Origin of the sequence: Micromonospora sp. M42 (assembly GCF_000568915.1) — a bacterium.
GTDB classification, from domain to species: Bacteria; Actinomycetota; Actinomycetes; order Mycobacteriales; family Micromonosporaceae; genus Micromonospora; species Micromonospora chalcea.
The window spans coordinates 5,825,966-5,851,021 of the sequence record NZ_KK037233.1; the positions used below are offsets into that span (position 1 = coordinate 5,825,966).

21 protein-coding genes and 4 pseudogenes are annotated in these 25,056 nt (G+C 72.6%); 15 read left to right on the plus strand and 10 right to left on the minus strand.

Going from position 1 to position 25,056, the window contains the following annotated elements; translation table 11 throughout:
- Nucleotides 1-18: 18 nt before the first annotated feature.
- The 3 genes from MCBG_RS26935 to MCBG_RS26945 all read left to right on the plus strand — a co-directional run bounded on the left by MCBG_RS26935 (nucleotide 19) and on the right by MCBG_RS26945 (nucleotide 2,421).
- A complete protein-coding gene (locus tag MCBG_RS26935; RefSeq protein WP_030503150.1) occupies nucleotides 19-360 on the plus strand; it encodes an antibiotic biosynthesis monooxygenase family protein in 342 nt (113 codons plus the stop codon).
- A 94-nt stretch (nucleotides 361-454) separates the two neighbouring features.
- Entirely contained in the window at nucleotides 455-928 is a 474-nt protein-coding gene (locus MCBG_RS26940; protein WP_043329042.1) for a hypothetical protein, read from the plus strand.
- Between the two features lie 113 nt (nucleotides 929-1,041).
- Complete coding sequence (locus tag MCBG_RS26945) at nucleotides 1,042-2,421, plus strand: glycine--tRNA ligase (RefSeq protein ID WP_013475540.1); 1,380 nt, start codon at nucleotides 1,042-1,044, stop codon at nucleotides 2,419-2,421.
- A gap of 56 nt (nucleotides 2,422-2,477) precedes the next feature.
- Here MCBG_RS26945 and MCBG_RS26950 read toward each other — a convergent pair whose 3' ends face one another.
- Nucleotides 2,478-3,449 carry a type IV toxin-antitoxin system AbiEi family antitoxin domain-containing protein gene (locus tag MCBG_RS26950; RefSeq protein ID WP_043329045.1) on the minus strand — a complete coding sequence of 324 codons (972 nt, stop codon included), beginning with the start codon at nucleotides 3,447-3,449 and terminating at the stop codon, nucleotides 2,478-2,480.
- Between the two features lie 178 nt (nucleotides 3,450-3,627).
- Here MCBG_RS26950 and dusB point away from each other — a divergent pair, with 178 nt between their 5' ends.
- On the plus strand, nucleotides 3,628-4,791 hold the full coding sequence (gene dusB / locus MCBG_RS26955) for a tRNA dihydrouridine synthase DusB (protein WP_043329047.1): 1,164 nt from the start codon (nucleotides 3,628-3,630) through the stop codon (nucleotides 4,789-4,791).
- Nucleotides 4,792-4,850: 59 nt separating this feature from the next.
- On the opposite strand, the gene MCBG_RS26960 is transcribed toward dusB, so the two are convergent.
- Both MCBG_RS26960 and MCBG_RS26965 read right to left on the minus strand, forming a co-directional pair.
- Entirely contained in the window at nucleotides 4,851-5,507 is a 657-nt protein-coding gene (locus MCBG_RS26960) for a C39 family peptidase (protein WP_043329049.1), read from the minus strand.
- 717 nt (nucleotides 5,508-6,224) lie between these two features.
- A complete protein-coding gene (locus MCBG_RS26965) occupies nucleotides 6,225-7,985 on the minus strand; it encodes a beta-N-acetylhexosaminidase (RefSeq protein ID WP_043329051.1) in 1,761 nt (586 codons plus the stop codon).
- A 310-nt stretch (nucleotides 7,986-8,295) separates the two neighbouring features.
- Here MCBG_RS26965 and ppdK point away from each other — a divergent pair, with 310 nt between their 5' ends.
- From ppdK to MCBG_RS27015, 10 genes and pseudogenes are all read left to right on the plus strand, one after another.
- Nucleotides 8,296-11,004, plus strand: coding sequence for a pyruvate, phosphate dikinase (gene ppdK / locus MCBG_RS26970; protein WP_043329053.1), 2,709 nt, complete (start codon nucleotides 8,296-8,298; stop codon nucleotides 11,002-11,004).
- Nucleotides 11,005-11,121: 117 nt separating this feature from the next.
- Entirely contained in the window at nucleotides 11,122-11,487 is a 366-nt protein-coding gene (locus tag MCBG_RS26975) for a VOC family protein (RefSeq protein ID WP_043329055.1), read from the plus strand.
- A pseudogene (locus MCBG_RS26980) lies at nucleotides 11,474-12,714 on the plus strand (deoxyguanosinetriphosphate triphosphohydrolase). The gene MCBG_RS26975 and the pseudogene MCBG_RS26980 overlap by 14 nt, the downstream one beginning before the upstream one ends.
- A gap of 38 nt (nucleotides 12,715-12,752) precedes the next feature.
- Nucleotides 12,753-13,589: a siderophore-interacting protein gene (locus MCBG_RS26985; RefSeq protein WP_043329057.1), complete on the plus strand. Its 837-nt coding sequence runs from the start codon at nucleotides 12,753-12,755 to the stop codon at nucleotides 13,587-13,589.
- A 172-nt stretch (nucleotides 13,590-13,761) separates the two neighbouring features.
- Nucleotides 13,762-15,397 (plus strand): annotated as a pseudogene (locus MCBG_RS26990) (BCCT family transporter).
- 44 nt (nucleotides 15,398-15,441) lie between these two features.
- Nucleotides 15,442-16,416, plus strand: coding sequence for an ABC transporter ATP-binding protein (locus MCBG_RS26995; protein WP_084789631.1), 975 nt, complete (start codon nucleotides 15,442-15,444; stop codon nucleotides 16,414-16,416).
- Complete coding sequence (locus tag MCBG_RS27000; RefSeq protein ID WP_043329061.1) at nucleotides 16,413-17,264, plus strand: ABC transporter permease; 852 nt, start codon at nucleotides 16,413-16,415, stop codon at nucleotides 17,262-17,264. The genes MCBG_RS26995 and MCBG_RS27000 overlap by 4 nt, the downstream gene beginning before the upstream one ends.
- 10 nt (nucleotides 17,265-17,274) lie before the next feature.
- Complete coding sequence (locus MCBG_RS27005; RefSeq protein ID WP_013287928.1) at nucleotides 17,275-17,520, plus strand: helix-turn-helix transcriptional regulator; 246 nt, start codon at nucleotides 17,275-17,277, stop codon at nucleotides 17,518-17,520.
- 73 nt (nucleotides 17,521-17,593) lie between these two features.
- A complete protein-coding gene (gene dnaG / locus MCBG_RS27010) occupies nucleotides 17,594-19,492 on the plus strand; it encodes a DNA primase (protein ID WP_043329063.1) in 1,899 nt (632 codons plus the stop codon).
- A complete protein-coding gene (locus MCBG_RS27015) occupies nucleotides 19,492-20,034 on the plus strand; it encodes a hypothetical protein (protein ID WP_043329065.1) in 543 nt (180 codons plus the stop codon). The genes dnaG and MCBG_RS27015 overlap by 1 nt, the downstream gene beginning before the upstream one ends.
- A 92-nt stretch (nucleotides 20,035-20,126) precedes the next feature.
- Here MCBG_RS27015 and MCBG_RS27020 read toward each other — a convergent pair whose 3' ends face one another.
- The 4 genes and pseudogenes from MCBG_RS27020 to MCBG_RS27035 form a co-directional block, all read right to left on the minus strand.
- Entirely contained in the window at nucleotides 20,127-20,381 is a 255-nt protein-coding gene (locus MCBG_RS27020) for a type II toxin-antitoxin system Phd/YefM family antitoxin (RefSeq protein WP_043329066.1), read from the minus strand.
- A gap of 33 nt (nucleotides 20,382-20,414) precedes the next feature.
- Nucleotides 20,415-20,966 carry a TetR/AcrR family transcriptional regulator gene (locus tag MCBG_RS27025; protein ID WP_043329068.1) on the minus strand — a complete coding sequence of 184 codons (552 nt, stop codon included), beginning with the start codon at nucleotides 20,964-20,966 and terminating at the stop codon, nucleotides 20,415-20,417.
- Between the two features lie 154 nt (nucleotides 20,967-21,120).
- Nucleotides 21,121-21,753 (minus strand): annotated as a pseudogene (locus MCBG_RS32080) (ABC transporter permease); the annotation flags it as partial.
- Between the two features lie 36 nt (nucleotides 21,754-21,789).
- A complete protein-coding gene (locus tag MCBG_RS27035) occupies nucleotides 21,790-22,713 on the minus strand; it encodes an ABC transporter ATP-binding protein (protein ID WP_043329071.1) in 924 nt (307 codons plus the stop codon).
- 77 nt (nucleotides 22,714-22,790) lie between these two features.
- On the opposite strand from MCBG_RS27035, the gene MCBG_RS27040 reads away from it, so the two are divergent.
- Complete coding sequence (locus MCBG_RS27040; RefSeq protein ID WP_043329074.1) at nucleotides 22,791-23,330, plus strand: GNAT family N-acetyltransferase; 540 nt, start codon at nucleotides 22,791-22,793, stop codon at nucleotides 23,328-23,330.
- Between the two features lie 16 nt (nucleotides 23,331-23,346).
- Here the strand turns inward: MCBG_RS27040 and MCBG_RS27045 are convergent, their stop codons facing one another.
- From MCBG_RS27045 to MCBG_RS34415, 3 genes and pseudogenes are all read right to left on the minus strand, one after another.
- Entirely contained in the window at nucleotides 23,347-24,318 is a 972-nt protein-coding gene (locus tag MCBG_RS27045; protein WP_043329076.1) for a TAXI family TRAP transporter solute-binding subunit, read from the minus strand.
- Nucleotides 24,315-24,707 (minus strand): roadblock/LC7 domain-containing protein, encoded by a 393-nt coding sequence (locus tag MCBG_RS27050; RefSeq protein ID WP_030503989.1) that lies wholly within the window; start codon nucleotides 24,705-24,707, stop codon nucleotides 24,315-24,317. Before MCBG_RS27050 ends, MCBG_RS27045 begins: the two co-directional genes overlap by 4 nt.
- Nucleotides 24,704-25,056, minus strand: a pseudogene (locus tag MCBG_RS34415) (ATP-binding protein); the annotation flags it as partial. The pseudogene MCBG_RS34415 and the gene MCBG_RS27050, both read right to left, overlap by 4 nt.

A 25,056-nucleotide genomic window follows, 5' to 3' on the forward strand; every position in this document is an offset into this window, starting at 1 on the left:
TCTACGAGGAGGAACGCCGTGCTGGTCACCAACCGGTTCGTGGTGGAAGCCGAAACGGTGGACGAGTTCACCCGGGAGGCGCACGCCGCGCTGGCCGCGCTCGCCGCCCGCCCCGGCTACCTGCGCGGTGAACTGCTGCGGGCGCTCGACGACCCGGACCACTGGTGCCTGCTCACCGAGTGGGAGTCGGTCGGGGCGTACCGGCGGGCGCTCGGCGGGTTCGACGTCAAGGTCACCGCCGTGCCGCTGCTCGCCCGATCGGTGGACGAGCCGTCGGCGTACGAGACGCTCGCCAGCGCCGCCCCCGAGGGTGAGATCGTCGTCGTCGCCAGCGATCGGGCCGCAGGTCCTTACCGGTGAGTGCCGGGGCACTACCCTGGCGCGTATGACCGCTCCCGGACCGGCCGCACCACCCCCGTCGTCAGTTCCGCCCGCGCCGCCGGCGGACCCCGGGGTGCCCGCGCCGCCGCAGGGGCCCGGCGCCGCGCCGCCGTTCGCCGCCCCGCCCACCGAGGGCGGGCGGACCCGGCTCTGGCTCGGACTCGGCGCGGGCGCGCTCGCCGTGCTGATCTGCTGCGGCGGAGGCGGCGCGGCGGTGGTCGGCCTGGCCGTGAGTAACGCCCAGGCGATCGGCGAGCAGGGCCGGGCCGTCACCAGCGACTACTACCAGGCACTGGTCGCCCGGGAGTGGTCCAAGGCGTACGACACGCTCTGCGACGACCTCCGCCGACGCGAACCGCGGCCCGAGTTCGTGCGGCGCGTCGCCACCGAGCCGCAGATCTCCGGCTACCGGGTCGGCGAGGTCGACATCACCACGCTCACCGTCCCGGTGGACGTCACGCTGGCCGGCGGTCGGCGGGAGGCGCAGACCGTGACGCTGGCGCCGGACCAGCAGACGGGCGGCGTGGAGGTCTGCGGGGTGAGCTGACCGGCCCCCGGTATTCTGCTGGGCTCGGGACGAACGCGGTCGTACCGTTGTCCCGAACAGCCCGGTTTTATCCATCTCAACCGCGCCGACCGCCAGCCGGCGTAGGAGGAAACATGCCAGCCGACCGTATCGACGCCGTCACCAGCCTCGCCAAGCGCAGGGGCTTCGTCTTTCCCTCCAGCGAGATCTACGGGGGCACCCGGTCGGCGTGGGACTACGGTCCGCTCGGCGTCGAGCTGAAGGAGAACGTCCGCCGGCAGTGGTGGCGGACCATGGTGCAGCAGCGCGACGACGTCGTCGGCCTCGACTCGGCGGTCATCCTGGCCCGCAAGGTCTGGGAGGCCAGCGGCCACATCGCCGAGTTCGTCGACCCGCTCACCGAGTGCCAGTCCTGCCACAAGCGGTTCCGGGCCGACCACCTGGAAGAGGCGTACGAGGCCAAGCACGGCAAGCCGCTGACCTCGCTGACGGAGCTGAACTGCCCCAACTGCGGCAACAAGGGCACCTTCACCGAGCCGAAGATGTTCAACGGCCTGATGAAGACCTACCTGGGCCCGGTGGAGAGCGACGAGGGCATGCACTACCTGCGCCCGGAGACCGCCCAGGGCATCTTCGTCAACTACAAGAACGTCGAGACGGTCGCCCGCAAGAAGCCGCCGTTCGGCATCGCGCAGACCGGCAAGTCGTTCCGCAACGAGATCACCCCCGGCAACTTCATCTTCCGGACCCGCGAGTTCGAGCAGATGGAGATGGAGTTCTTCGTCGAGCCCGGCACCGACGAGCAGTGGCACGAGTACTGGCTCTCCGAGCGCTGGAACTGGTACCTCGACCTCGGCCTGTCCGAGGAGAACCTGCGCTTCTACGAGCACCCCAAGGAGAAGCTCTCCCACTACTCGAAGCGCACCGTCGACATCGAGTACCGGTTCCGGTTCGGCGGCAGCGAGTTCGCCGAGCTGGAGGGCATCGCCAACCGCACCGACTTCGACCTGTCCACGCACAGCAAGCACTCCGGCGTCGACCTGTCGTACTTCGACCAGGGCAAGGGCGAGCGCTGGATGCCGTACGTGATCGAGCCGGCCGCCGGCCTCACCCGCGCGGTGCTGGCGTTCCTGCTCGAGGCGTACGACGAGGACGAGGCGCCGAACACCAAGGGCGGCGTGGACAAGCGCACCGTCATGCGCTTCGACCCGCGGCTGGCCCCGGTCAAGGTCGCCGTGCTGCCGCTGTCGCGTAACGAGGCGCTGTCGCCGAAGGCCAAGCAGCTCGCCACCGACCTGCGCAAGCGCTGGGTGGTCGAGTTCGACGACTCGCAGGCGATCGGCCGCCGCTACCGCCGGCAGGACGAGATCGGTACGCCGTTCTGCGTCACCGTCGACTTCGACACGCTCGACGACAACGCCGTGACGGTCCGGAACCGGGACACCATGGCCCAGGAGCGCGTCTCGCTGGACCAGGTCGAGCGCTACCTGATCGAGCGCCTCCCCGGCTGCTGACCTTGCTGTAAGGAAGGGCCCCTTCTTAACGCCTCGCGTAGAGAAGGGGCCCCTTCTTAACACCCGTCGCCGGGGGAGATCGGCTCCGCCCGTACGCCGGTCGCGGCGCCCACCCCGCGCCTGGCCGCGTACGCGTCCTCGACCGTGCGCCGCACCCGGCCCGGCTCCCTGCGGATCTGCGCCGGCGTGAAGTGCAGGACCAGCACCCCGTACCGGCTCAACTCGTTGTGCCGGTCCAGCGTCCGTGCCCAGTCGGTCGGGCTGAGGTGGTACTCCCGCGAGTCGACCTCCAGCGCCACCGCGCAGTCGGCGAGGTAGCCGTCCGGCGTCGGCAGGCGGGTGCCGTCGGCCGCCGACAGCCGCGGGTTCCACAGGATCCCGCCGAGCATGCCGCTGCCGCCCAGGCACTCCCGCAGCTCGGTCTCCGGCGCGGAGCGGACCCCGTCCGTGATCTCGGCGAACGCCTTCCGGATCAGGGCGGTGCGACTGCGCCGGGCCCGGCGGATCTCCGCGTCCAGGCTGTCCAGATCGGTGAAGCCGCGCTGCACGGCCTCCGCCACCGTCGCCCGTACCGGCCGCAACTGGCGCAGGTCGCGGGCCGCGTCCACCACCGCCCGCGCCGGCGAGCACACCGGATAGAGCGTGGTCCGCCGGGCCCGCGGATCAAGCTCCAGGGCCCGCGCGATCACCGCGTGACCGGCCGAGCGGCGCCGCACGTGGTGCGGCAGGATCAGGTGTACGTCAGCAGTGCGCGGACTGTGCCGGAAGCCGTACCAGATCAGGGCGGCCAGGCCGGTGAGCTGCGCGTCGGCGCCTGCGTAGAGCGCCGCCGAGATGCGTCGTTGCTCGTCGGTGAGGGTGCCGGTGACGAGCGCGTACGTGGCCGGCAGCACGCGCTGCCACAGGCCGCGCCGGGTCTGCCGGTACAGGTACATGTCGTCGTATCCGACGCCGAGAAGCTGCGTCCGCGTGACGATCTGCTGCTGGCGTTCCGCCAGGTCGCCGAGTTCGGGTGGTTGTTCGGGCATGCCCGGCAGCGTGCGGGCTGCGCCGATCCTTCTGTGGCCCGCTCGCCCGCCCTGTGGACAGCCGGCCCGGCTGTGGAGAGCGTCCGCGAGGCGGGCCGGCTGTGATATGCGCCCTGTTAACAAGGGGCCCCTGCACTACCGGAGACGTTAATAAGGGGCCCTTCCTTACACTTGGTCGGTGACTGCCCCTACGCTGCCCGCGCTGACCATCGGCCCGCACCAGGTGTGGCCACCGGTGGTGCTCGCGCCGATGGCCGGGATCACCAACATCGGCTTCCGCCGGCTCTGCCGCGAGCAGGGAGGCGGCATCTACGTCTGCGAGATGATCACCACCCGGGCGCTCGTCGAGCGGAACCCGAAGACGCTCCGCATGATCGCCTTCGGCGCCGAGGAGCAACCCCGCAGCCTCCAGCTCTACGGCACCGACCCGGAGATCACCGCCGCCGCCGTGCGGATCGTGGTCGAGCGCGACCTGGCCGACCACATCGACCTCAACTTCGGCTGCCCCGTGCCCAAGGTCACCCGGCGTGGCGGCGGCTCGGCCCTGCCGTGGCGCCGCCGGCTGTTCGCCCGGCTGGTCAGGGCCGCGGTGGACGCCGCGTCACCGGCCGGGGTACCGGTCACCGTCAAGATGCGCAAGGGCATCGACGACGACCACCTGACGTACGTCGAGGCGGGGCTGGCGGCCCAGGACGCGGGCGTCGCGGCGGTCGCCCTGCACGGGCGTACGGCCGCGCAGCGCTACTCCGGCACCGCCGACTGGGACGCGATCGCCACGCTCAAGTCGGCGCTCGACGTGCCGGTGCTCGGCAACGGCGACATCTGGGAGGCCGACGACGCGCTGCGGATGGTCGCGCACACCGGCGTGGACGGCGTGGTGATCGGGCGCGGCTGCCTGGGCCGGCCGTGGCTGTTCGCCGACCTGGAGGCCGCGTTCAACGGCAGCCCCGAGCGGCGGCTGCCCTCGCTCGGCGAGGTGGCGGTGACCATGCGCCGGCACGCCGAGCTGCTGGTGGAGCAGTTCGTGGCCGGTGCCCGCAACCCGGCCCGGGGCGAGCGGGACGGCTGCACCGACTTCCGCAAGCACGTCGCCTGGTACCTGAAGGGCTTCCCGATCGGCAGCGAGCTGCGCCGCTCGCTCGCCATGATCGAGAGCTTGGCGCAGCTCGACGACCTGCTCGGCAAGCTCGACCCGGCCGTACCGTTCCCGGTGGAGAACCTCGGCCAGCCGCGCGGCCGCACCAACTCCCCGGGCAAGGTGTTCCTGCCCGACGGCTGGCTGGCCAGCCGCGACGACGACACCCCGCCGGACGGCGCCGAGCTGGACGACTCCGGCGGCTGACAACCCGGGTACGCCGAAGGGCCCGACCCCGTGGTGGGGGTCGGGCCCTTCGTGTTCGGTCAGGAGCTGTAGCCGCGGCTGGCGATCCAGCGGGCGAGCTCGTCCACGTCCATCCGGTAGGAGGCCTGGTTCGGGTTCGCCGAGTCGGCGATCGTCACGACCTTCCCGCCGTCGCGGTAGCCCACCACGCTGATGTAGTGGCCACCCTCGAAGGAGTGGGCGTTGCCGTCGGTGTCGGTCGCGGTGCCGGCGATGTTGGCCACCACGGCACGGCCGTCGTCGACGGTCTTGACCACGTCGGCGCGCAGCTTGTCGACCTTGTCGCGGTCGCGGGCCTTGTCCACGGGGATCTCGGTGGACTTGTAGACGTCCTTACCGGTCTCCTTGTTCAGCACGGGGGTGATGTCGTTGATGGAGTTGGTGCCGGCTTCGGTGGTGCCCATCTCCTCGGCCATGGCGTGCACGTCGATGTTCTTGCCCTGCACGCTCAGCGCGTTGCGGGCGGCGGCGGGGCCGCAGAAGTAGAAGTTGGGCTGGGCTTCGTAGCGGACGTCGAGTTCCCGCTCGCCGTGGCCCTTGCGGTCGGTGGTGACCTGGGCGGCGGCGCGCTCGGCCGGGGTGGCCTGGGCGGCGATGGCGGGGCCGGCGATGCCACCGGCGGTGGCGACGACACCGGCAGCGGTCAGAACGGTCTTGCGCAGCAGAGTGGTAGCCATGATCAGTTGCCTCTCTGTCGGGGGTACGCGGCGATGGGGGATGCCGCGAAGAAAGATCAGGTGGCCCGGTATGTGCGTCGGGCCGGTGGTCGCTCGGGCGGCCAGGGGGACGGCCTGCTCCGGCGGCTCGGGGATGTAACGACCGGCGTCCCGGCCTCATTCCCAGCCCGCCGGGGGTGGGGCGGGGTGGTCGGCGGGTGCGGCGCGTCTGCCATGTACAACGCCCCGCACCCCGCCCCGATTCCAGCCCAGCCGTGGCGCCCACCACCCCGAACCCGGACAATCCACCCAGCGCCCGCCCGGCGTTGATCAAGGAGTTCGTGTCCGACAGACCGCCCAGAACAGACACAAACCCCTTGATCACCACCCGAGCGCCCAACCCTCGATCGCGATCTTGCGCTTGCGGCCCTTGAGGTGCCCGATTCGCACCTTTTTCCGGGGCGGCAACTGCAAGATCCCGCAAACTCCTTGGTCGACAACGCGCTTGGTGAGGGGTGTTCGCGGCTCCGGCGGGCGTGACCTGTCCGTTTTCCGGCGCGCTGCCCTGGCCCTGGGCGTGATCAACTCCAGCTCGCCGAAGTGGTGGTGTCGCGGAGCCTCTGATGCCACCACCTCGCCGAGCTGGAGTCGATCAAGCCGCGGTGCCCCAAGACCTCCCGCAGCAGCGGGCGATCATGAGGTTGGCGGCGGTTTGTGTCCGGTTTGTCGCCGCCAACCTCATGATCGACGAGGGCTGTCCTCCGGGCGGCGGCGCGGGGTGGGGACGGGTGTGGGGGTGGGGGGCCAGGGGATCTCGGGGGATGGGTGGAAGGTGATGCCGGCGGTGGCCCAGCGCGGGCCGTGGCCGGCGAGGCGGCTGCGGAACCGCTGCCAGTCGTGCGTGGCACGCGGGGACCAGCCCAGCTCCGCGACGGCGGGCAGGCGGGGGAAGAGCATGTACTCGACCTCGGCCCGCGTACTCACCGACTCGGTCCACAGCGGCGCCTCCACGCCCAGCACGGCCTCGGCCGGTACGCCCCGCACGTGGGTGCCCGGATCCCACTCGTACGCCCGGCGCACGTCGATGAGACCCGCCCAGTCGTGCCCGATCGGGGTGTCCGGCGCGTACTTCATGTCCAGGTACGCGTGGTTGGCGGGGGAGAGGATCACCCGGGCGCCCCGGCGTACCGCGTCGGCGGTCTCCGGGTCGTCGCCGTTCGTGCCCCACCACTGCAGGACGCGCCCGTCGACGTGCCCGGCCGGGGCGAGCTGGTGCCAGCCGACCACCGTCTTGCCGGTGGCCTGCACCAGCCGCTGCGCCCGTTCCACGAAGGCGCGGTAGCTCTCGGCCGGCACCTTGAACGCCTCGTCGCCGCCGAGGTGCAGCCACGGCCCCGGCGTGAGCGCGGCCACCTCGCCGACCACGTCGGCGACGAAGGCGTACGTCCGCTCGTCGGCGGGGTCGACGTAGCTGAACCCGACCTCGGTGCCGGTGTAGGGCGGTGGCGCGACCTTGCCGGGCGCCAGTTCGGGGTACGCGAGAAGCGCCGCGTTGGTGTGGCCGGGCAGGTCGATCTCGGGCACCACAGTGACGTGCCGGCGGGCCGCGTACGCGACGATTCGCCGGTAGTCGTCGCGGGAGTACCAGCCGCCGGGGCCGCCGCCGACAGCTGTCGCCCCGCCTACTTCGGTGAGCCGGGGCCAGGAGTCGACGGCGATCCGCCAGCCCTGGTCGTCGGTGAGGTGCAGGTGCAGGTGGTTGAGCTTGTACCGGGCCAGGTGGTCGACCACCCGCAGCACGTCCTCGACGGGGAAGAAGTGCCGGGCCACGTCGAGCATGGCGCCCCGGTAGGGGAAACGCGGACGGTCGACGACCGTGCCGCCGGATACTGCCCAGCGGGTGGCGACCGGCGTGGGGCTCTCGATCGCCGCCGGCAGGAGCTGCCGTAGCGTCTGCGCGCCGTGGAACAGGCCGGCCGGGGAGGCGGCGGTGATCCGGACGCCGGTGGCGGTCACGTCGAGGCGGTAGCCCTCGCCCCCGAGCCCGCCGACGGCCGGCCCGCCGGAGCCGTCGTCCGTCGCCCGGGTCCCGGGAGCAGCGGCGGCATCCGGGGCGGACGGGGACAGCGTGAGCGTCAGCGGGCCGTCCCCCCGGGCGGGGACGTCGGTGACCGGCAGCGGGAAGCCGGTGGCCGGGCGCAGCCAGGCGGCGAGCTGCTCGGCCACGTCCCGCCCGGCGGGGCTGACCCGCAGCGCCGCGTCCGCGCCCAGCGTGAAGTCGCCCGCGGGGTCCGGGAACACCTGCTCGGGCGCGGGCACCACGTCGTCGAGCCGGACCGGCGCCGGTCCGGCGAGCACCTCGGTGGCACGGCCCGCGGCGACCCGCGCCAGCTCGGCGGCAGGCGTCGCCACGCCGGGCAGCACTTCACCCGGCGTGCTGGTGGGACGGGTTTCGGTCGGCTCCGGCCCGGTCTCCGGGGCGGTGGGTGTGGTCGGCACGGCGACGGCTCCGAGGGGTGTATTCGCGCGGGATATGGCAAAGGTGAGGATCCGCGGGACGTAGTCAGTCAAGAGTACGAGGGGAAGCGGAATTGCGTGATCGTGCTCGTGGAAGCGTTCCCAACAACCCGTACGAACGCGCATAGTGGCGACCGTTGTGCCGAAAGTCACCGAACGCTCCCAGGTTTCACGAAACTCGCCTAGCCTTCGGCCCACCGACGCTGACGAGCCGGGATTACCGGTGGTCACTCCCGGGGTATGTCCGAACTAAACCTTCGTTAAGTGTCAATGGCGCGCGTTGGAGGCTCTGGTGGAAGCGCAGGAATCGGGCGAGCACAAGTACGTGTACGACTTCGCCGAGGGCAACAAGGATTTGAAGGATCTGCTCGGCGGCAAGGGGGCCAACCTGGCCGAGATGACCAACCTCGGCCTGCCGGTTCCGCCCGGCTTCACGATCACCACCGAGGCCTGCAAGGCGTACCTGACGACCGGGCGTGAGCCCGACGGCCTGGCCGCGCAGATCGAGGCGCACCTGGAGTCCCTGGAGCGCGAGATGGGCCGCCGCCTCGGCGACCCGGACGACCCGCTGCTGGTCTCGGTACGCTCCGGCGCCAAGTTCTCCATGCCCGGCATGATGGAGACCGTCCTCAACGTGGGTCTCAACGACCGCAGCGTGGTCGGCCTCAGCAACCAGGCGGGTGGGAACGACAGGTTCGCCTGGGACTCGTACCGCCGGCTGATCCAGATGTTCGGCAAGACCGTCTGCGAGGTGCCGGGCGAGGAGTTCGAGCACGCGCTGGACGAGATCAAGAGCGCCAAGGGCACCCACAACGACCTCGACCTGGACGCCGACGACCTGCGGGGGCTGGTCGACGCGTACAAGAAGATCTTCGCCAAGCACACCGGCCGCGAGTTCCCGCAGGAGCCGCGCGAGCAGCTCGACCTCGCCATCCGCGCGGTCTTCGACTCGTGGAACGCGGAGCGGGCGATCCTCTACCGCCGCCAGGAGCGCATCCCGGCCGACCTGGGCACCGCCGTCAACGTGGTGGCGATGGTCTTCGGCAACCTCGGCCCCGACTCGGGTACCGGCGTCGCGTTCACCCGCGACCCGGGCAGCGGCGCGCAGGGCATCTACGGCGACTACCTGGCCAACGCCCAGGGCGAGGACGTGGTCGCCGGCATCCGCAACACCGTGCCGTTGCAGGAGCTGGAGCAGCTCGACAAGACCTCCTACGACCAACTGCTCGGCATCATGGCCCGGCTGGAGGAGCACTACAAGGACCTCTGCGACATCGAGTTCACCATCGAGCGCGGCAAGCTCTGGATGCTGCAGACCCGGGTCGGCAAGCGCACCGCCGCCGCCGCGTTCGTCATCGCCGGGCAGCTCGTCGACGAGGGCCTGATCGACCTGGACGAGGCGCTGCACCGGGTCAACGGCGCGCAGCTCGCCCAGCTGATGTTCCCGCGCTTCCAGCTCGACCACGAGTTCGAGGCGGTCGCCAAGGGCATCGGCGCCTCCCCGGGCGCCGCGTCCGGCAAGGTCGTCTTCACCTCGGCCCGGGCGGTCGAGCTGGCCGCCGAGGGCGAGGCGGTCATCCTGGTCCGCCGGGAGACCAACCCGGACGACCTCAACGGCATGATCGCCGCCAAGGGCATCCTGACCTCCCGGGGCGGCAAGACCAGCCACGCCGCGGTGGTGGCCCGCGGCATGGGCAAGACCTGCGTCTCCGGCGCCGACGAGCTGGACGTGAACGTGCCGGCGAAGAGGTTCACAGTGGGCGACCACGTGGTGAACGAGGGCGACGTGGTCTCGATCGACGGCACCACCGGCAAGGTGTACCTCGGCGAGGTGCCGGTCATGCCGTCCGAGGTGGTGCAGTACTTCGAGGGCGAACTCGACCCGGAGAACACCGACGACGCGCTGGTCCGCTCCGTACACCGGATCATGACGCACGCCGACGCGGCGCGGCGGCTGCGCGTGCGCACGAACGCCGACACCGGCGCGGACGCGGCCCGGGCCCGGCGCTTCGGCGCCGAGGGCATCGGCCTGTGCCGCACCGAGCACATGTTCCTCGGTGACCGGCGCGAGCTGGTCGAGCGGCTCATCCTGGCCTCCGGCGCGCGGGAGCGGGAGGACGCGCTCGCGGCGCTGCTGCCGCTGCAGCGGGCCGACTTCATCGAGATCTTCCGGGAGATGGACGGCCTGCCGGTCACCGTGCGGCTGATCGACCCGCCGCTGCACGAGTTCCTGCCCCCGCTGGAGCAGCTCGCGGTGAACGTCGCGGTCGCGCAGGAGCGCGGTGAGGACGTCGCGAAGGAGGAGGCGCTGCTCGCCGCCGTCCGGCGGATGCACGAGGAGAACCCGATGCTGGGCCTGCGCGGCGTCCGGCTCGGCCTGGTCATCCCGGGCCTGTTCGCCATGCAGGTCCGCGCGATCGCCGAGGCCGCCGTGGCGGTCGTCCGCGACGGCGGCAAGGCCTGCCCGGAGATCATGGTGCCGCTCGTCGGGGCCGTGCAGGAGCTGGAGACGGTACGCGCCGAGGCCGAGCGGATCATCGCCGAGGTGGTCGGGGACAGCGGCGTCGAGGTGCTGATCGGCACGATGATCGAGGTGCCCCGGGCGGCGCTGACCGCCGGGCAGATCGCCGAGGCGGCCGAGTTCTTCTCCTTCGGCACCAACGACCTGACCCAGATGGGCTGGGGCTTCTCTCGCGACGACGTGGAGGGCGCGTTCTTCTGGCGCTACCTGGAGCTGGGCATCTTCGGCATCTCGCCGTTCGAGTCGATCGACACCGACGGCGTCGGCCGGCTGGTCCGCATCGCCGCCGAGGAGGGCCGGGCGGCCCGCCCGGGCCTGAAGCTGGGCGTCTGCGGCGAGCACGGCGGTGACCCGGACTCGGTGCACTTCTTCCACGAGGTCGGCCTGGACTACGTCTCCTGCTCGCCGTTCCGGGTGCCGGTGGCGCGCCTGGAGGCCGGCCGGGCGGCGATCACCACCACCGGCTCCGACTCCCGCTGACGCCGACGCGGGGCCGCCGGTGTTCATCGACGGCCCCGCGTACCGCCTGGCGCGCCTTTCCGGCCTCCTCGGCGTAACCTGAGCTTCCGCCACGTGTCGATCAGGAGGGGTGGGCGCATGACCGCCGTCTGGGAGAACCTGACCATCGACGCCCGGGACCCGTCCCGGCTCGCCAGTTGGTGGGCGGAGGCGCTCGGTTATCAGGTGGTCACCGACAAGCCGGACGAGGTGGAGATCCGCCGCACCCCCGACACGCTGCCCGGTCTCGTCTTCGTCCCGGTCGCCGGGCCGAAGGAGGGGAAGAACCGGCTGCACATCGACCTGCGCCCGGCCGACCTGGAAGCCGAGGTCGAGCGCCTGGTCGACATGGGCGCGCGGCACGTCGACATCGGCCAGGGAGACGTGGAGTGGACGGTGCTCGCCGACCCGGAGGGCAACGAGTTCTGCGTGTTGCGCCAACGCGGCAACGGTGACCGGGGCTGACGACGCGGCGCGGCTGGTCGACGAGGCGCCGAAGGACACCGGGTACGGCCGGTCGCCGTTCGAGCGGGACCGCGCCCGGGTGCTGCACTCGGCGGCGTTCCGGCGGCTCGCCGCGAAGACGCAGGTGCACACCGCCGGCACGGACGACTTCCTGCGTACCCGCCTGACCCACTCGCTGGAGGTCGCGCAGATCGCCCGCGAGATGGGCGCCCGCCTCGGCTGCGACCCGGACGTGGTGGACACCGCCGGGCTGGCCCACGACCTGGGTCACCCGCCGTTCGGGCACAACGGCGAGTACGCGCTGGACGAGCTGGCCGCCGCCTGCGGCGGGTTCGAGGGCAACGCGCAGACGCTGCGGGTGCTCACCCGGCTGGAGGCCAAGGTGCTCACATTTGTTTTTGTTGTGTCGGCCGGGCTGAACCTGACCCGGGCCGCGCTGGACGCGGTGAGCAAGTACCCGTGGCCGCGCCGCCCCGGTGAGCTTTTTTTTTTTTTGTGTACGCCGACGACCGCCCGGTCTTCGACTGGCTGCGCGAGGGCGCGCCGCCCGGCACCCGGCGCTGCCTGGAGGCCCAGGTGATGGACTGGGCCGACGACGTGGCGTACTCGGTGCACGACGTCGAGGACGGCATCCACGGCGGATACGTCGACCTGCGCCCGCTGCTGGCCGACGCGGACGAACGGCGGGCGCTCTGCGCCGACGTGTCCGCCACGTACTCGGGTGAGGCACCGGAGGACCTGGGCGAGGTGCTCGCCGACCTGCTCGCCGACCCGGTGCTCGCCCCGCTGGCCGCGTACGACGGCAGCCACCGTGCGCTCGCCGCGCTGAAGGCCACCACGAGCGTGCTCACCGGGCGGTTCGTCTCCCGCGTGGTGGCCGCCACGCAGCAGCGCCACGGGCCCGGCCCGCACCGCCGCTACGCCGCCGACCTGGAGGTGCCGCGCCGGACCCGGGCGCAGTGCGCGCTGCTCAAGGGCATCGCGCTGCGGTACGTGATGCGCCGCCCCGGTGCCGAGGGCCGGTACGCGCGGCAGCGCGACGTCCTGGCCGGGCTGGTGACGGCGCTGCTGGACCGGGCGCCGGACGCGCTCGACCCGGTGTTCGCGCCGTTGTGGCGGGAGGCGGCGGACGACGCCGGACGGCTGCGCGTGGTGATCGACCAGGTCGCCTCGCTCACCGATCCGGCCGCGCTGGCCTGGCACGCCCGCCTGGTGTCGCCGAGCTGACCGGATCACCCCGGCGAGCTTAGGTTAGCCTAAGTGGCATGACGGACCGCCCGAAGAAGCTCACCGCCGCCACGGTCGTCCGGACCACGCGGCCCACCCCGCACCTGATCCGCCTGGTCCTGGGCGGTCCCGAGCTGGCCGGGCTGCCGGTGGGCGCGTACACCGACCACTACGTGAAGTTCGTCTTCCCGCCGGCCGGGGTGACCTACCCGTACCCGGTCGACCTGGCGACGATCAAGCGGGAGTTCCCGGCGGAGCAGTGGCCGCGCCTGCGCGCGTACACGGTGCGGGCCTGGGACGCCGCGGCGGGTGAGATGACGGTGGACGTGGTGCACCACGGCGACGAGGGGCTGGCCGGGCCGTGGGCGGCGGCGCTGCGGCCCGGCGACCGGGTGTTGTTCACCGGGCCGGGCGGCGCGTACGCGCCGGACCCGGCCGCCGACTGGCACCTGCTGGCGGGCGACGAGAGCGCGCTGCCGGCCATCGCCGCCGCCCTGGAGCGGCTGCCGGCGGGCGCGCGGGCGAAGGTGTACGTCGAGGTCGGCGGCCCGGCCGACGAGCTGCCCCTGACCAGTGCGGGCGCTGTCGAGGTGTGCTGGCTGCACCGCGACGGCCGCCCGTACGGCGAGCCGCTGGTCGAGGCGGTACGGGCGCTGGAGTTCCCGCCCGGCCGGGTGCACGCGTTCGTGCACGGCGAGGCCGGCGCGGTGAAGGAGCTGCGGCGGCTGCTGCGGGTCGAGCGCGGCGTGCCCCGGGGCGACCTGTCCATCTCCGGCTACTGGCGGCAGGGCCTGGACGACGAGGGCTGGCGCTCCACCAAGCCGGCCTGGAACGCCGCGGTGGAGGCCGAGGAGGCCACCGCCGTCCCCTCCTGACCGCCCTCGCCGCTCGCCGCCCGCCGCCCCCGCTCCCGACGCCGATCTTGGAGTTGTGGCGCCTCTGATACCGGTGTGAAGCGGGCATCCTGGGCGCCGCAACTCCATGATCGACGGAGGCGGAGTGGGCGTTTCGTCCTACCCGGGCGGCTGTGCTGCCCAGGATGGGGTCATGGGGGAAGACGTGGGGGAGCGGGCCGGGACGCAGCCGGCCGACCGGGTGGTGCTCGGGGTCGGCGTGGCCGGGGTGCTGGCCGTGGTGGCCTGGGGCGTGTTCGCGCGTGGTTCCCTGGCGTCGTTCGGCGCGGCCGGGCTGAGTTGGACCGTGAGCACGTTCGGCTGGTTCTTCGTGCTCGCGGCGGACGCCTTCCTGGTGCTGGCGGTCGTCGTGGCCGCCTCCCGGTTCGGCCGGATCCGGCTGGGCGCCGACGACGACGAGCCGGAGTTCGACACGCTGGCCTGGGTCGCCATGATGTTCAGCGCCGGCATGGGCATCGGCCTGGTGTTCTTCGCCGTGGCCGAACCGATCCAGCACTACGCGACGCCGCCTCCCGCCTCCGGCGTCGCGCCGCAGACCGGGGCCGCCGCCGCGACCGCCATGCAGTACACGCTCTTCCACTGGACGCTGCATCCGTGGGGCATCTACGCGATCGCGGCGCTGGCCCTGGCGTACTCGACGTTCCGCAAGGGGCGGGGCAACCGCATCTCGTCCGCGTTCACGCCGCTGCTCGGCGACCGGACCGACGGCCCGCTCGGCCGCGCGATCGACCTGCTCGCCGTCTTCGCCACCGTGTTCGGCTCCGCGACCAGTCTCGGGCTGGGCGCGCTCCAGGTGGCGGCCGGCCTCGACCTGGTGGCCGGTGTGCCGGACGGCCGGGCCGTCGAGCTGACGATCATCGGCGCGCTCACGCTCGCCTTCGTCGTCTCCGCCTTCTCCGGACTGCACCGGGGCGTCAAGTGGCTGTCCACCACGAACGTGCTGATCGCCGTCGTACTGATGCTGTTCGTGTTCGTGGTCGGTCCGACCGTCTACACGCTGGAGGTGTTGCCGGCCTCGGTCGGTGACTACCTGAGCGGCCTGGTGCGCATGTCGACGCGTACCGGGGCGTTCTCCGATCCGGCCTGGCTGGGCTCGTGGACCATCTTCTACTGGGCGTGGTGGATCTCCTGGGCGCCGTTCGTGGGCACGTTCATCGCCCGCATCTCACGCGGCCGTACGGTCCGCCAGTTCCTGATCGGGGTGCTGCTGATACCCAGCGGCGCGAGCACCGTCTGGTTCGCGGTGATGGGCGGGACCGCCCTGCGTACGCAGACCACCGGCACCCGGGACCTGGTGGCCGACGTGGAAGCCGGGTCCGAGCAGGCGCTGTTCGGGCTGCTCGACGCGCTGCCGCTGGCCACGCTGACGAGCGTGCTCGCCATGGTGCTGATCGCGCTCTACTTCGTCACCAGCGCGGATTCGGCGTCGCTGGTGCTCGGCTCGCTCAGCTCGCGCGGCGCGCTGCGGCCGCACCGCGGGGTGGTGGTGCTCTGGGGCGTGCTGATCGGCGCGGTCGCGGCGGCGTTGCTGCTGGCCGGCGGCCTGGCCGCCGCTGCAACAGGCGACCATCCTGGTCGCGTTGCCGTTCGTCGTGGTGATGCTGGGCCTGGCCGTCGCGGTGCTCCGGGAGATGGCCGCCGATCCGGTGCTGCGCGCCGGGCCCCGGCCCCGCCGCTCCGGCCTGGCCGCCGCGGTGAACGCGGCCCGGTCGTACGAGGAGGAGGAGCCGGCCCCCGTCACCCGCTGGTTCCACAGTCGGCGCCGCTGAGTGGGGGTACCTCGGTTTGTAGTATAGGTGCTACATTTCGAGGCATGACTGCGGTCGAACTTCCTGGGGCCGTCGCGTCCCCCCGACCGCCCGACGAGGATCTCGTCCTCGACGTGCGGGATCTGCGTATGCGCTACGGCGCCGTCGACGTGCTGCACGGCGTCGACCTGACCGCCCGGCGGGGCGAGGTGGTGGCGCTGCTCGGGCCCAACGGCGCCGGCAAGACCACCACCATCGAGATCCTCGAAGGCTTCCGGCTGCCCTCGGCCGGCACGGTGCGCGTGCTCGGCAGCGACCCGGCCCGCGGCGACGAGCGGTGGCGCGCACGGCTGGGCGTGGTGCTCCAGTCCTGGCGCGACCACGGCAAGTGGCGGGTGCGGGAGCTGCTCGCGCACCTCGGCGACTTCTACGCGCCGTACGGCACCGACCGGATCCCGCGCCCGTGGCCGGTCGACGAGCTGCTGGAGACGGTGGGCCTGACCGCGCACGCCGGCAGCCGGGTGGCGCGGCTCTCCGGCGGTCAGCGCCGCCGGCTGGACGTGGCTGTCGGCATCGTCGGCCGCCCGGAGCTGCTGTTCCTGGACGAGCCCACTGTCGGCTTCGACCCGGCCGCCCGGCGCGAGTTCCACGAACTGGTGCACCGCCTGGCCGACCTGGACGAGACCACCATCGTGCTGACCACGCACGACCTGGCCGAGGCGGAGAAGCTGGCCGACCGCATCCTCATCCTGGCCGGCGGCCGGATCATCGCCGAGGGGTCGCCCGACCAGCTCGCCCGGCGCGTCGCGGGGGACGCCGAGGTGCGCTGGACCCGCGACGGCGAGCGGTACGTGCACGCCACCCCCGACGCCACCGCGTTCCTGCGCGACCTGCTCCGCGAGCACGGCGACCGGATAGGCGAGCTGGAGGTGCGCCGGGCCAGCCTGGAGGACGCGTACCTGGCGCTGGTGCACGAGGAGGAGACCGGCATCCGTACCGGCCGGGCCGAGCGGGTGTGGCAGCAGGAGGCGGACCGATGAACCCGACCACCAACGCGCTACGGGCCGGGCTGCGGCGCGGCGTGATCGAGCTGCGCGCGACGTTCACAAACGGCCAGGATCTCTGGACCTACTTCTTCCCCACCGTGGTGCTGCTGATCGCCGTGTTCTGGATGCGCGGCTCGACGGTGCCGGGCACCGACTTCTCGCTCGGCGCCCGTACGCTGCCCAGCGCGCTCGGGATGGGCCTGCTCTTCGGCGGCCTGCTCGGGCTGGCCAACCAGCTCGTCATCGACCGGGAGGACGGCACGCTGCTGCGCGCCAAGGCCATCCCGGACGGCATGCTCGGCTACCTGGTCGGCAAGATCGTGCTGGTCTCGGCGGTCGCGCTGATCGGCGTGGTCATCCAGCTCACGCCCGGGCTGTTCTTCCTGGACGGGCTGCGGCTCGGCGACCCGGGCGCCTGGCTCACGCTGGCCTGGGTGGTGCCACTCGGGCTGGTGGCGACGCTGCCGCTGGGCGCGGTGATCGGCTCGCTGATCGAGAACCCGCGCAACATGGGCCTGGTGGTGATGCCGATCTTCGGCCTGATTGCGCTGTCCGGCATCTTCTATCCGATCAACGGCCTGCCCGGCTGGCTCCAGGGCGTCGCCCAGGTGTTCCCGCTCTACTGGCTAGGCTTGGGCATGCGCTCGGCGCTGCTCCCCGGCGACCTGGCAGCAGTCGAACTCGGCGGCTCCTGGCGGCACCTGGAGACGGTCGGCGTGCTCGGCGCCTGGGCGGTGCTCGGGCTCGTGCTGGCCCCGGTGGTGCTGCGCCGGATGGCCCGCCGGGAGTCCGGCTCGCGGGTCGCGGCCCGGCGGGAGCGGGCCATGCAGCGGGTCGGATGAGAGGGCGTCGATGAGCGAGACCGTGCACAACCGGATCGCGGTGCTGCGCGCCGAACGGGGCATCTCCCGGCGGCAGCTCGCCGACGCGCTCGGTGTGCACTACCAGACCGTCGGTTACCTGGAGCGCGGCGAGTTCCGGCCCAGCCTGCACCTGGCGCTGCGCATCGCCGCGTACTTCGAGGTGCCGGTCGAGGTGGTCTTCTCCATCGAGCCGTTCCCGCGTATCGGCGACCCCGCGGCGGCCCGCTCGGCCTGAGCCGGCGGGGACGGGCGTGGTCGGCCACACGCCCGTCCCCCCGGCCGCCGGATCGTCGGTCCGGCAGGGCAGGATGTACGCCGAGGGGGTGGCGGTCATGGCGGGGCGGATCCGGGACGAGGACATCGCGCTGGTCCGCGAGCGCACCGCCATCGCGGACGTCATCTCCGAGGTGGTGACGCTCAAGTCGGCCGGTGGCGGCAACCTCAAGGGGCTCTGCCCGTTCCACGACGAGAAGAGCCCGTCGTTCAACGTCTCGCCCGCCCGCAACGTGTTCTACTGCTTCGGCTGCGGGGTCGGCGGCGACGCGATCAAGTTCCTGATGGACGCCGAGCACCTCAGCTTCGTCGAGTCCGTCGAGCGGCTGGCCGCCCGCGCCGGCATCCAGTTGCGCTACGTCGAGGACGACAGGTCCGCGCCGCGTCCCCGCCCGCAGCAGGGGCAGCGGCAGCGCCTGGTGGCCGCGCACGCCGCCGCCGTCGACTTCTACCGGTCCCAGCTCACCACCGCCGGCGCGCGCCCGGCCCGCGAGTTCCTCGCCGGGCGCGGCTTCGACCGGTCCGCCGCCGAGCGGTACGGCTGCGGCTTCGCCCCCGACGGGTGGGACCTGCTCACCAAGCACCTGCGCCAGCAGGGCTTCACCCACGACGAGCTGGTCACCGCCGGGCTGTCCCGCCCGGCCCGCTCCGGTTCGCTGATCGACAGGTTCCGCCGCCGCCTGATGTGGCCGATCCGGGACATCACCGGTGACGTGATCGGCTTCGGCGCCCGCAAGCTGTTCGACGACGACGACGGCCCGAAATACCTGAACACCCCCGAGACGCCGATCTACAAGAAGTCGCACGTGCTCTACGGCATCGACCAGGCCAAGCGGGAGATCGCCAAGCAGGGCAAGGTGGTGGTGGTCGAGGGCTACACCGACGTGATGGCCTGCCACCTCGCCGACGTGCCGACGGCGGTGGCGACCTGCGGCACGGCGTTCGGCGGCGACCACATCTCGGTGCTGCGCCGGGTGCTGTTCGACAGCGACGAACGGGCCGGCGAGATCATCTTCACCTTCGACGGCGACGCCGCCGGGCAGAAGGCCGCGTTGCGCGCGTTCGAGGACGACCAGCGCTTCGTCGGGCGTACCTTCATCGCGGTCAGCCCCGACAACATGGACCCGTGCGAGCTGCGCCTGGCAAAGGGCGACCTGGCCGTGCGTGACCTGGTGGCCCGCCGCGAGCCGCTGGTCGACTTCGCGCTCCGGCACGTGATCAGCCGGTTCGACCTGGACACCGTCGACGGCCGGGTCGAGGCCATGCGTCGCGCCGCGCCGCTCGTGGCGAAGATCAAGGACCGGGAGAAGCGCCCGGAGTACGTGCGCAAGCTCGCCGGCGACCTCGGCATGGAGATCGAGCCGGTGCAGCGCGCGGTGCTCAACGCGGCACACGGGCCGCAGGCCGGCGGCGCCGCGCCCGCCGCCCCGGCCCGCCCCGGCCGGGCCACGCCCGCTGTGGACAGTCCGCGTTCCATGGTGGAGCGGGAGGCGCTCAAGCTGGCGTTGCAGGAGCCGGTGCTGGCCGGTCCGATGTTCGACGCGGTCGAGGTGACCGACTACCAGCACCCGGTGCACGTCGCGGTACGCGCCGCCGTGGCGGCGGCCGGCGGAGCGTCCACTGCCACCGGCGGCGCGGTCTGGATCGAACGGGTCCGCGACGCCTGCGACGACCTGGCCGGGCAGGCGCTCATCGGCGAGCTGGCGGTGGAGCCGCTGCGCATCGACGGCGAGCCGGACCCGAGGTACGTCTCGATCACCATGGCCCGGCTCCAGTGGAGTTCGGTCACCGGCCGCATCCGTGACCTCAAGTCGAAGATCCAGCGGGTCAACCCGGTGAGCAACAAGGACGAGTACTTCGCCCTGTTCGGGGAACTGCTGTCGCTGGAACAGCACGCACGGGCACTGCGCGAGCAGGCCGCCGGAGGATTGTGATGGGACTGTTCAACCGCCGGCCGAAACTGCCGTCCGCCGACCGGCCGCCGCTGGCCGCCGACGAGCGGGTGCTCGCCTGGGCCGCCGCCGGCACCGGCGAGGGCGGCAACGACGGCGTGCTGGTCGCCAGCAACCGTGGCCTCTGGCTGCCCGGCCGGGTGGAGCGCCTCGGCTGGCACGACATCCTCAAGGCGGTCTGGTCCGGCCGCGAGCTGACTGTCACCCCGGCCGAGCCGGTCGCCGAGCGCGACGGCTACCTGGTGGTGGCGGACGGCCTCCCCGAGACGTACCTGCTCGTCGACCCGGGTGACCTGCCGCACCAGGTCCGGGACCGGGTCACCGGCTCGGTGGCGTACACCTCGCACCACGAGATGCCCGGCGGCTCCGGGCGGATCGCGGCCCGGCGGGTGCCCGGCGTCGACGGGCTGACCTGGACGGTCCGCTACGACCCGGGGACGCCCACCGACGACGAGGACGTGGCCGCCGAGACCGCCCGGCTGGTCGCAGCGGCGCGGGCCGCCACCACCCCCGCCGACGTCTGAGGTCTACACCTTGAGGACGTCGACCTCGTAGAGCGGGATGGAGGCGTCGCGGGTGATGGCCCAGAGCGCGACGTGGGTGTCCAGCAGCAGGGTCATGCGCCGATCCCGAAGTCGGCGGCGATCTCGGCGTTGGTCTGTGGCGAATCCCAGTCACCCGAGAGGTCCACCTGCCCCGCGAGGGAGCCGATCGCCGTGCGGTCGGTCCGGCGCACCAGCGGTACGACCTTCGCCACGGGGGTGCCCGCCCGGTCGATGATGATCTCTTCGCCGCGTTCCACCCGCTCGATGATGCGCGACAGGTGGGTCTTGGCATCATGCATGTTGTAGTGCACAGCCTCAGCCGACATGGCGCGCCCTCCTCGGTTAGCTAAGCTCTTAGTTTAGGCACGTGGGCGGGCGCCGTCGAGGAAGAGCGCGACGACCCGTGCGGGGCCGGTCTCGTCGGTGAGGTCGGCCGCACGGGCCAGGTGCAGGAACGCGTTCATCAGGAACTCCGGTTCGCCGGTGACCGCGCCCTCGGCGCGGGCGTCGGCGAAGAACCGGGTCACCGGGGCCAGCATCAGGTCGACGTAGAGGCCCGAGACGTGCTCGCTGGTCTCGGCGGAGACGAGCGGCAGCGTGTCGTAGATGCGCTGCTCGAACGTGATCGCGTCGCCGTGCTGCCCGGCGGCGACGGTGGCGAGCGCGTGCAGCCGGTGCGGCACGTCGCCGGGGCCGGCCAGCGCCGCCGAGATCCTGCCGCCGACGTCCCGGATGTACCGCTCCGCCACCGCGATGTAGAGGTCCTCCTTGCCGCCCGGGAAGTGGTGGTAGATGGACGGCTTCTGGATGCCGACGCTGCGGCCGACGCCGACCAGGGAGATGCCCTGGTAGCCGGTCGCGGCGAGCTGTTCGGCGAAGGCGTCCATGATCTGGGTGCGGGTGTCGCTCATCGGTTCTTCCTGGCGTGGTGGAGGGCGAGGGCGCAGGCGGCGGTTCCGGCGACGGTGAGGGCGGCGAGCGCGCGACGCCGATCGGGGCCGCGGCGAGCGGCGTGCCGCCGCCGAGCTGCCGGGCGGTGTCGACGATATAGGTGAGCGGGTTGACCGTGGCGATCACCCGCATCCAGCCGGCGAGTTCGTCGACCGGCGCGAACACGCCGGTGAAGAACGACAGGCCGAACACGACGAGCGTGACCAGGTTGGTGGTGGACGCCGAGTCCGACCGGATGGCGAGCGCCGTGCTCAGCAGCGCGACGCCGAGTCCGAGCGCGAGCATCAGCAGGAGCATTCCGGCGACGCCGGACCAGCTCGCCGGCCGGTAGCCGATCGCGACGGCCCCGGCGACGGTCACCACCATCTGGAGTACGACAGCGAGCAGCGCGGCGACGACCGGGCCGACGAGGAACGGCGTCGTGGTCCCGTGGGCGAGCCGGAGGCGGTCCAGGTATCCGCTGGTGATGTCGCCCAGCACGAGCGTGCCGGCCGCGCCCGCGCCGGTGGCGACGCCGGTGAGCAGGATCAGCGGCAGCAGGAACGCGATGAAGCTCGTCCCGCCCAGATAGGTGCTGCCCACGGCGTCGAGCTGCCCGGCGTAGACGAGCAGGAAGAACAGGGACTGGGCGACCGGGGCCACGAGCAGCGCCGGGGTACGGAGCACGGCCCGGGTCGAGCGTCTGATCGCCGCGAGGACGACCGGGGCCGAAGAGCGGCGGGGCGGGGTGAGCGCGAGCGGGAGCACGGTGTCGGGCCTTTCGGGGTGCGGTGGGGGCGCGCCTCAGCGGGCGGCGAGGGCGACGAAGACGTCGTCGAGGGAGGGCTCGGCGAGATGGAGCCGGGTGATGTCGGCGGCGATCGCGCCGGCTTCGTGCAGGGCAGCGGTCAGCGCGCGGGGGTCGTCGGGGACGCTGAGGCGTACCCGGTCCGGGTGGTCGGGGTCGGCGCGGAACCCGGCTTCGGACGCGGCGACGAGCGCGGTCGCGGCGGCGGCGTCGGACAGGTCGAGCGTGAGCGTCCGGGCGCCGACGCGCCCCTTGAGCGACGCCGGTGGGCCCTGGGCGACCACCCGGCCGTCCCGTAGCACGGCGATCTCCGTGGCCAGCACGTCGGCCTCGTGCAGGTCCTGGGTCGAGATGAGCAGCGAGGTGCCGCTGTGGTTGAGGCGGGTCAGCTCGGTCCAGAAGTCGATGCGTGCGAGCGGGTCCAGGCCGGTGGTCGGCTCGTCCAGGATCACCACCGCCGGCTCGGCGACGAGCGCCACCGCCAGGTCCAGCTTGCGGCGGGTGCCGCCGGAGAGCTTGGCCACCCGGGACGAGCGGTGCTCGCCCAGCCCGAACAGGTCGACGAGTTCCCGCGTGCGGCGGGCCCGCTGCCGGCGGCCGAGCCCGAGCGCCACGCCGTGGAAGTCGAGCACCTCCGCCGGGGTGGCGAGGGGGTCCAGCGCGTTCGACTGCGGCGCCAGGCCGATCAGCCGCCGTGCGTCCCGCGCCTGGGTCACGGTGTCGAAGCCGCCGACGCGCACCGAGCCCGAGGTCGGGGTGCGCAGGGTGGCGATGATCTCCAGCAGCGTGGACTTGCCGGCGCCGTTGTGGCCGAGCACGACGAACCGGCTGCCCGGCGCGACGGCGAGGTCGAGCGCGCGCAGGGCGTCGCGTGTCCCGTAGGTCTTGGTCAGGGCGGAGGCGAGGACGAGCGGGGTCATGCCGCCACCCTACCGACCGGTCGGTAGGGTGGCCAAATCCGGTTGTCGACCTGCCCTGCCGCCGCTAGCGTCGCGGCATGTTCGCCACCGAGCGCGTACGGCTGCGCCCGCCCACCCCCGACGACGCGCCGGACCTGTTCCGTCTGCACAGCGACCCGGAGCTGCGCCTGATCACCGACGGCGGGCCGTTCCTGCCGTACCACGTCGGCCAGGTCCGGGCCCGGCTGGAGAAGCGCGCCGCCGAGCAGCCGGAAGCCGGCGATCCGGTGACACTGCTGGCCGAGACCGTCGCCGACGGCACGTTCCTCGGCACCGGCGTGCTGTGGGGGATCAACACCTTCAACGGGTACGCCCACCTCGGCATCACGCTGCTGCCCGAGGCGCGCGGCCAGGGCTACGGCACCGAGGTGATCCGGCTGCTCTGCCGGTACGGCTTCCGCAACCGCAACCTGCGGCGCCTGGAGATCGAGACGCTGGCCGGCAACACGGCCATGCGGCGTACCGCCGAGCGGTGCGGCTTCGTCCACGAGGGCACCCAGCGCGACCGCGAGTACGACGGCGACGGCTTCGCCGACATGGCGCTCTACGGTCTGCTGCGGAGCGACTGGACGCCGTAGCGGGGCCGCGCCGCGCTCAGCCGCCGTCGCGGTAGAACCGGGCCGCGCCCGGGTGCAGCGGGATCGGGCCGGTCGCGGCCGCGCTGGCCCGGTTGAAGTTCGCCGCCTCCGGGTGCACCTGGATCAGATCGCCCTGCCAGGTGAAGAGCACCCGGGTCAGGTCGTACGCGAGTTGCTCCGGCATGTCCGCCGCCACCAGGATCACGTTCGCCACCGTGATGGTGGGCGTCGGCTCGGCCGTGCCGTAGACCTCCTTCGGCAGCGTGGCGGTGGTGTAGACGCCGCCGAACCGGGCGCTCAACGGCTCGATCAGGTCGTTCAGCGGCAGCAGCCGGAACTTCCCGGGCGCGGAGGAGAGCAGGTCCTTCACGCCGGGCGTGGGCAGGCCGCCGGAGAAGAACATGGCGTCCAGCGTGTTCGCCCGCATCCGCTTGACCGTCTCCGGCAACGACAGGTTGAGCCGCTGGATGCCGGCGTTCGGGTCGATGCCGCCGGCGGTGAGCAGACGCCCGGCGATGATGTCGGTCCCGGACTTCGGCGAACCGGTCGAGACGCGCTTGCCGCGCAGATCGGCGAAGCTGTTGATCTTGCCGTCGCTGCGGACGATCACGTGCGTGTAGTTGCTGTAGACGCGGGCCAGCGCACGTACCGGCTGCGGTTGCTTGTCGAACGCCCCGCGGCCGTCGACCGCGTCCGCCGCCGTGTCGGCCAGGCTGAACGCGATCTCCATGTCGCCGCCGGCCACCCGGGTGATGTTCTCCACCGACGCGCCGGTCGGCTCCGCGCGCGCCTCGTACCCGGGCACGTGCCGGGTGATCAGATCGGCGTACCCGCCGCCGAGCTGGTAGTAGACGCCTGTGGTGTTGCCGGTGGCCAGGAAGATCCGCCCGCCGTGCCACGCCTGCCCAGTGGTGTCCTCGGCGCCGCAACCGGCCACCAGCACCGTCGCCAGCAGCGCCGCCGCCAGCCGCGCCGGGCGGCCGCTCACCGGCGGACCGCCGGTTCCAGCGCCTCCGCCACCCGCTGCACCAGCGTCGCCGTCTCGTAACCGATCTGGCCCAGGTCGCAGCCGGGCGCGGCCAGCACGCCGAGCAGCGCCCGTTCCCCGACCGCCATCACCAGCATCACACCGCCGTCCATGTCGACGATCTGCTGGCGTACCCGGCCGGCGGACATCAGCCGGGCCGCGCCCACGGTAAGGCTCGCCAAGCCGCTGATCACCGCTGAGAGCTGGTCGACCTGGTCCGGGGAGAGATCCGGCGAGGACGCCAGCCGCAGTCCGTCCTCGGAGACCGCGAGCGCGTGCGAGACGTCCGGCACCTGCTCGGCGAAGTTCGCCAGCAGCCAGTCGAGCCCGGTGGAAGCGGGTGGATTCATGGTCTTCTCCCGTTGGGTGGTGTGGTGTTCGGGGCACGGCGCGTCGCGCTGGCCACCCCCTCGGCGAGGGCGGACAGCCGGGCGCGTACCACTTCGGGGTCGAGCAGGTCGGTCGCGGGCGGCGGCGCGGTGGCGGCGGGCATCGGTCCCGGCAGATGCCCGCCCACCGGCCGCCGGGGCAGCCCGGCGGCGGTGGTCGACACCGGCGCCGGTGGCACGCTTTTCGGATCCGCGCCGCGCTCGGCGCCAGCAGCGCGCCACCCGGCGCCCGGACCGTGGCCACGCCGCGCGCCGGCCCGCCGGCGTCGGGGGCTGGTGACCAGGTCGCGGGAACCGCCCTGCGGCCGCA

What these genes read in the sequence shown, in the direction of transcription:
- MCBG_RS27015 (WP_043329065.1), top strand. Translation starts at nt 19,492, where the DNA reads ATGGGACTGTTCAACCGCCGGCCGAAACTGCCGTCCGCCGACCGGCCG.
- MCBG_RS27005 (WP_013287928.1), top strand. Translation starts at nt 17,275, where the DNA reads ATGAGCGAGACCGTGCACAACCGGATCGCGGTGCTGCGCGCCGAACGG.
- MCBG_RS26975 (WP_043329055.1), top strand. Translation starts at nt 11,122, where the DNA reads ATGACCGCCGTCTGGGAGAACCTGACCATCGACGCCCGGGACCCGTCC.
- MCBG_RS27040 (WP_043329074.1), top strand. Translation starts at nt 22,791, where the DNA reads ATGTTCGCCACCGAGCGCGTACGGCTGCGCCCGCCCACCCCCGACGAC.
- dnaG (WP_043329063.1), top strand. Translation starts at nt 17,594, where the DNA reads ATGTACGCCGAGGGGGTGGCGGTCATGGCGGGGCGGATCCGGGACGAG.
- MCBG_RS27035 (WP_043329071.1), bottom strand. Translation starts at nt 22,713, where the DNA reads ATGACCCCGCTCGTCCTCGCCTCCGCCCTGACCAAGACCTACGGGACA.
- MCBG_RS26950 (WP_043329045.1), bottom strand. Translation starts at nt 3,449, where the DNA reads ATGCCCGAACAACCACCCGAACTCGGCGACCTGGCGGAACGCCAGCAG.
- MCBG_RS26960 (WP_043329049.1), bottom strand. Translation starts at nt 5,507, where the DNA reads ATGGCTACCACTCTGCTGCGCAAGACCGTTCTGACCGCTGCCGGTGTC.
- MCBG_RS26995 (WP_084789631.1), top strand. Translation starts at nt 15,442, where the DNA reads ATGACTGCGGTCGAACTTCCTGGGGCCGTCGCGTCCCCCCGACCGCCC.
- MCBG_RS26945 (WP_013475540.1), top strand. Translation starts at nt 1,042, where the DNA reads ATGCCAGCCGACCGTATCGACGCCGTCACCAGCCTCGCCAAGCGCAGG.
- MCBG_RS27020 (WP_043329066.1), bottom strand. Translation starts at nt 20,381, where the DNA reads ATGTCGGCTGAGGCTGTGCACTACAACATGCATGATGCCAAGACCCAC.
- MCBG_RS27050 (WP_030503989.1), bottom strand. Translation starts at nt 24,707, where the DNA reads ATGAATCCACCCGCTTCCACCGGGCTCGACTGGCTGCTGGCGAACTTC.
- MCBG_RS27025 (WP_043329068.1), bottom strand. Translation starts at nt 20,966, where the DNA reads ATGAGCGACACCCGCACCCAGATCATGGACGCCTTCGCCGAACAGCTC.
- MCBG_RS26985 (WP_043329057.1), top strand. Translation starts at nt 12,753, where the DNA reads ATGACGGACCGCCCGAAGAAGCTCACCGCCGCCACGGTCGTCCGGACC.
- MCBG_RS27000 (WP_043329061.1), top strand. Translation starts at nt 16,413, where the DNA reads ATGAACCCGACCACCAACGCGCTACGGGCCGGGCTGCGGCGCGGCGTG.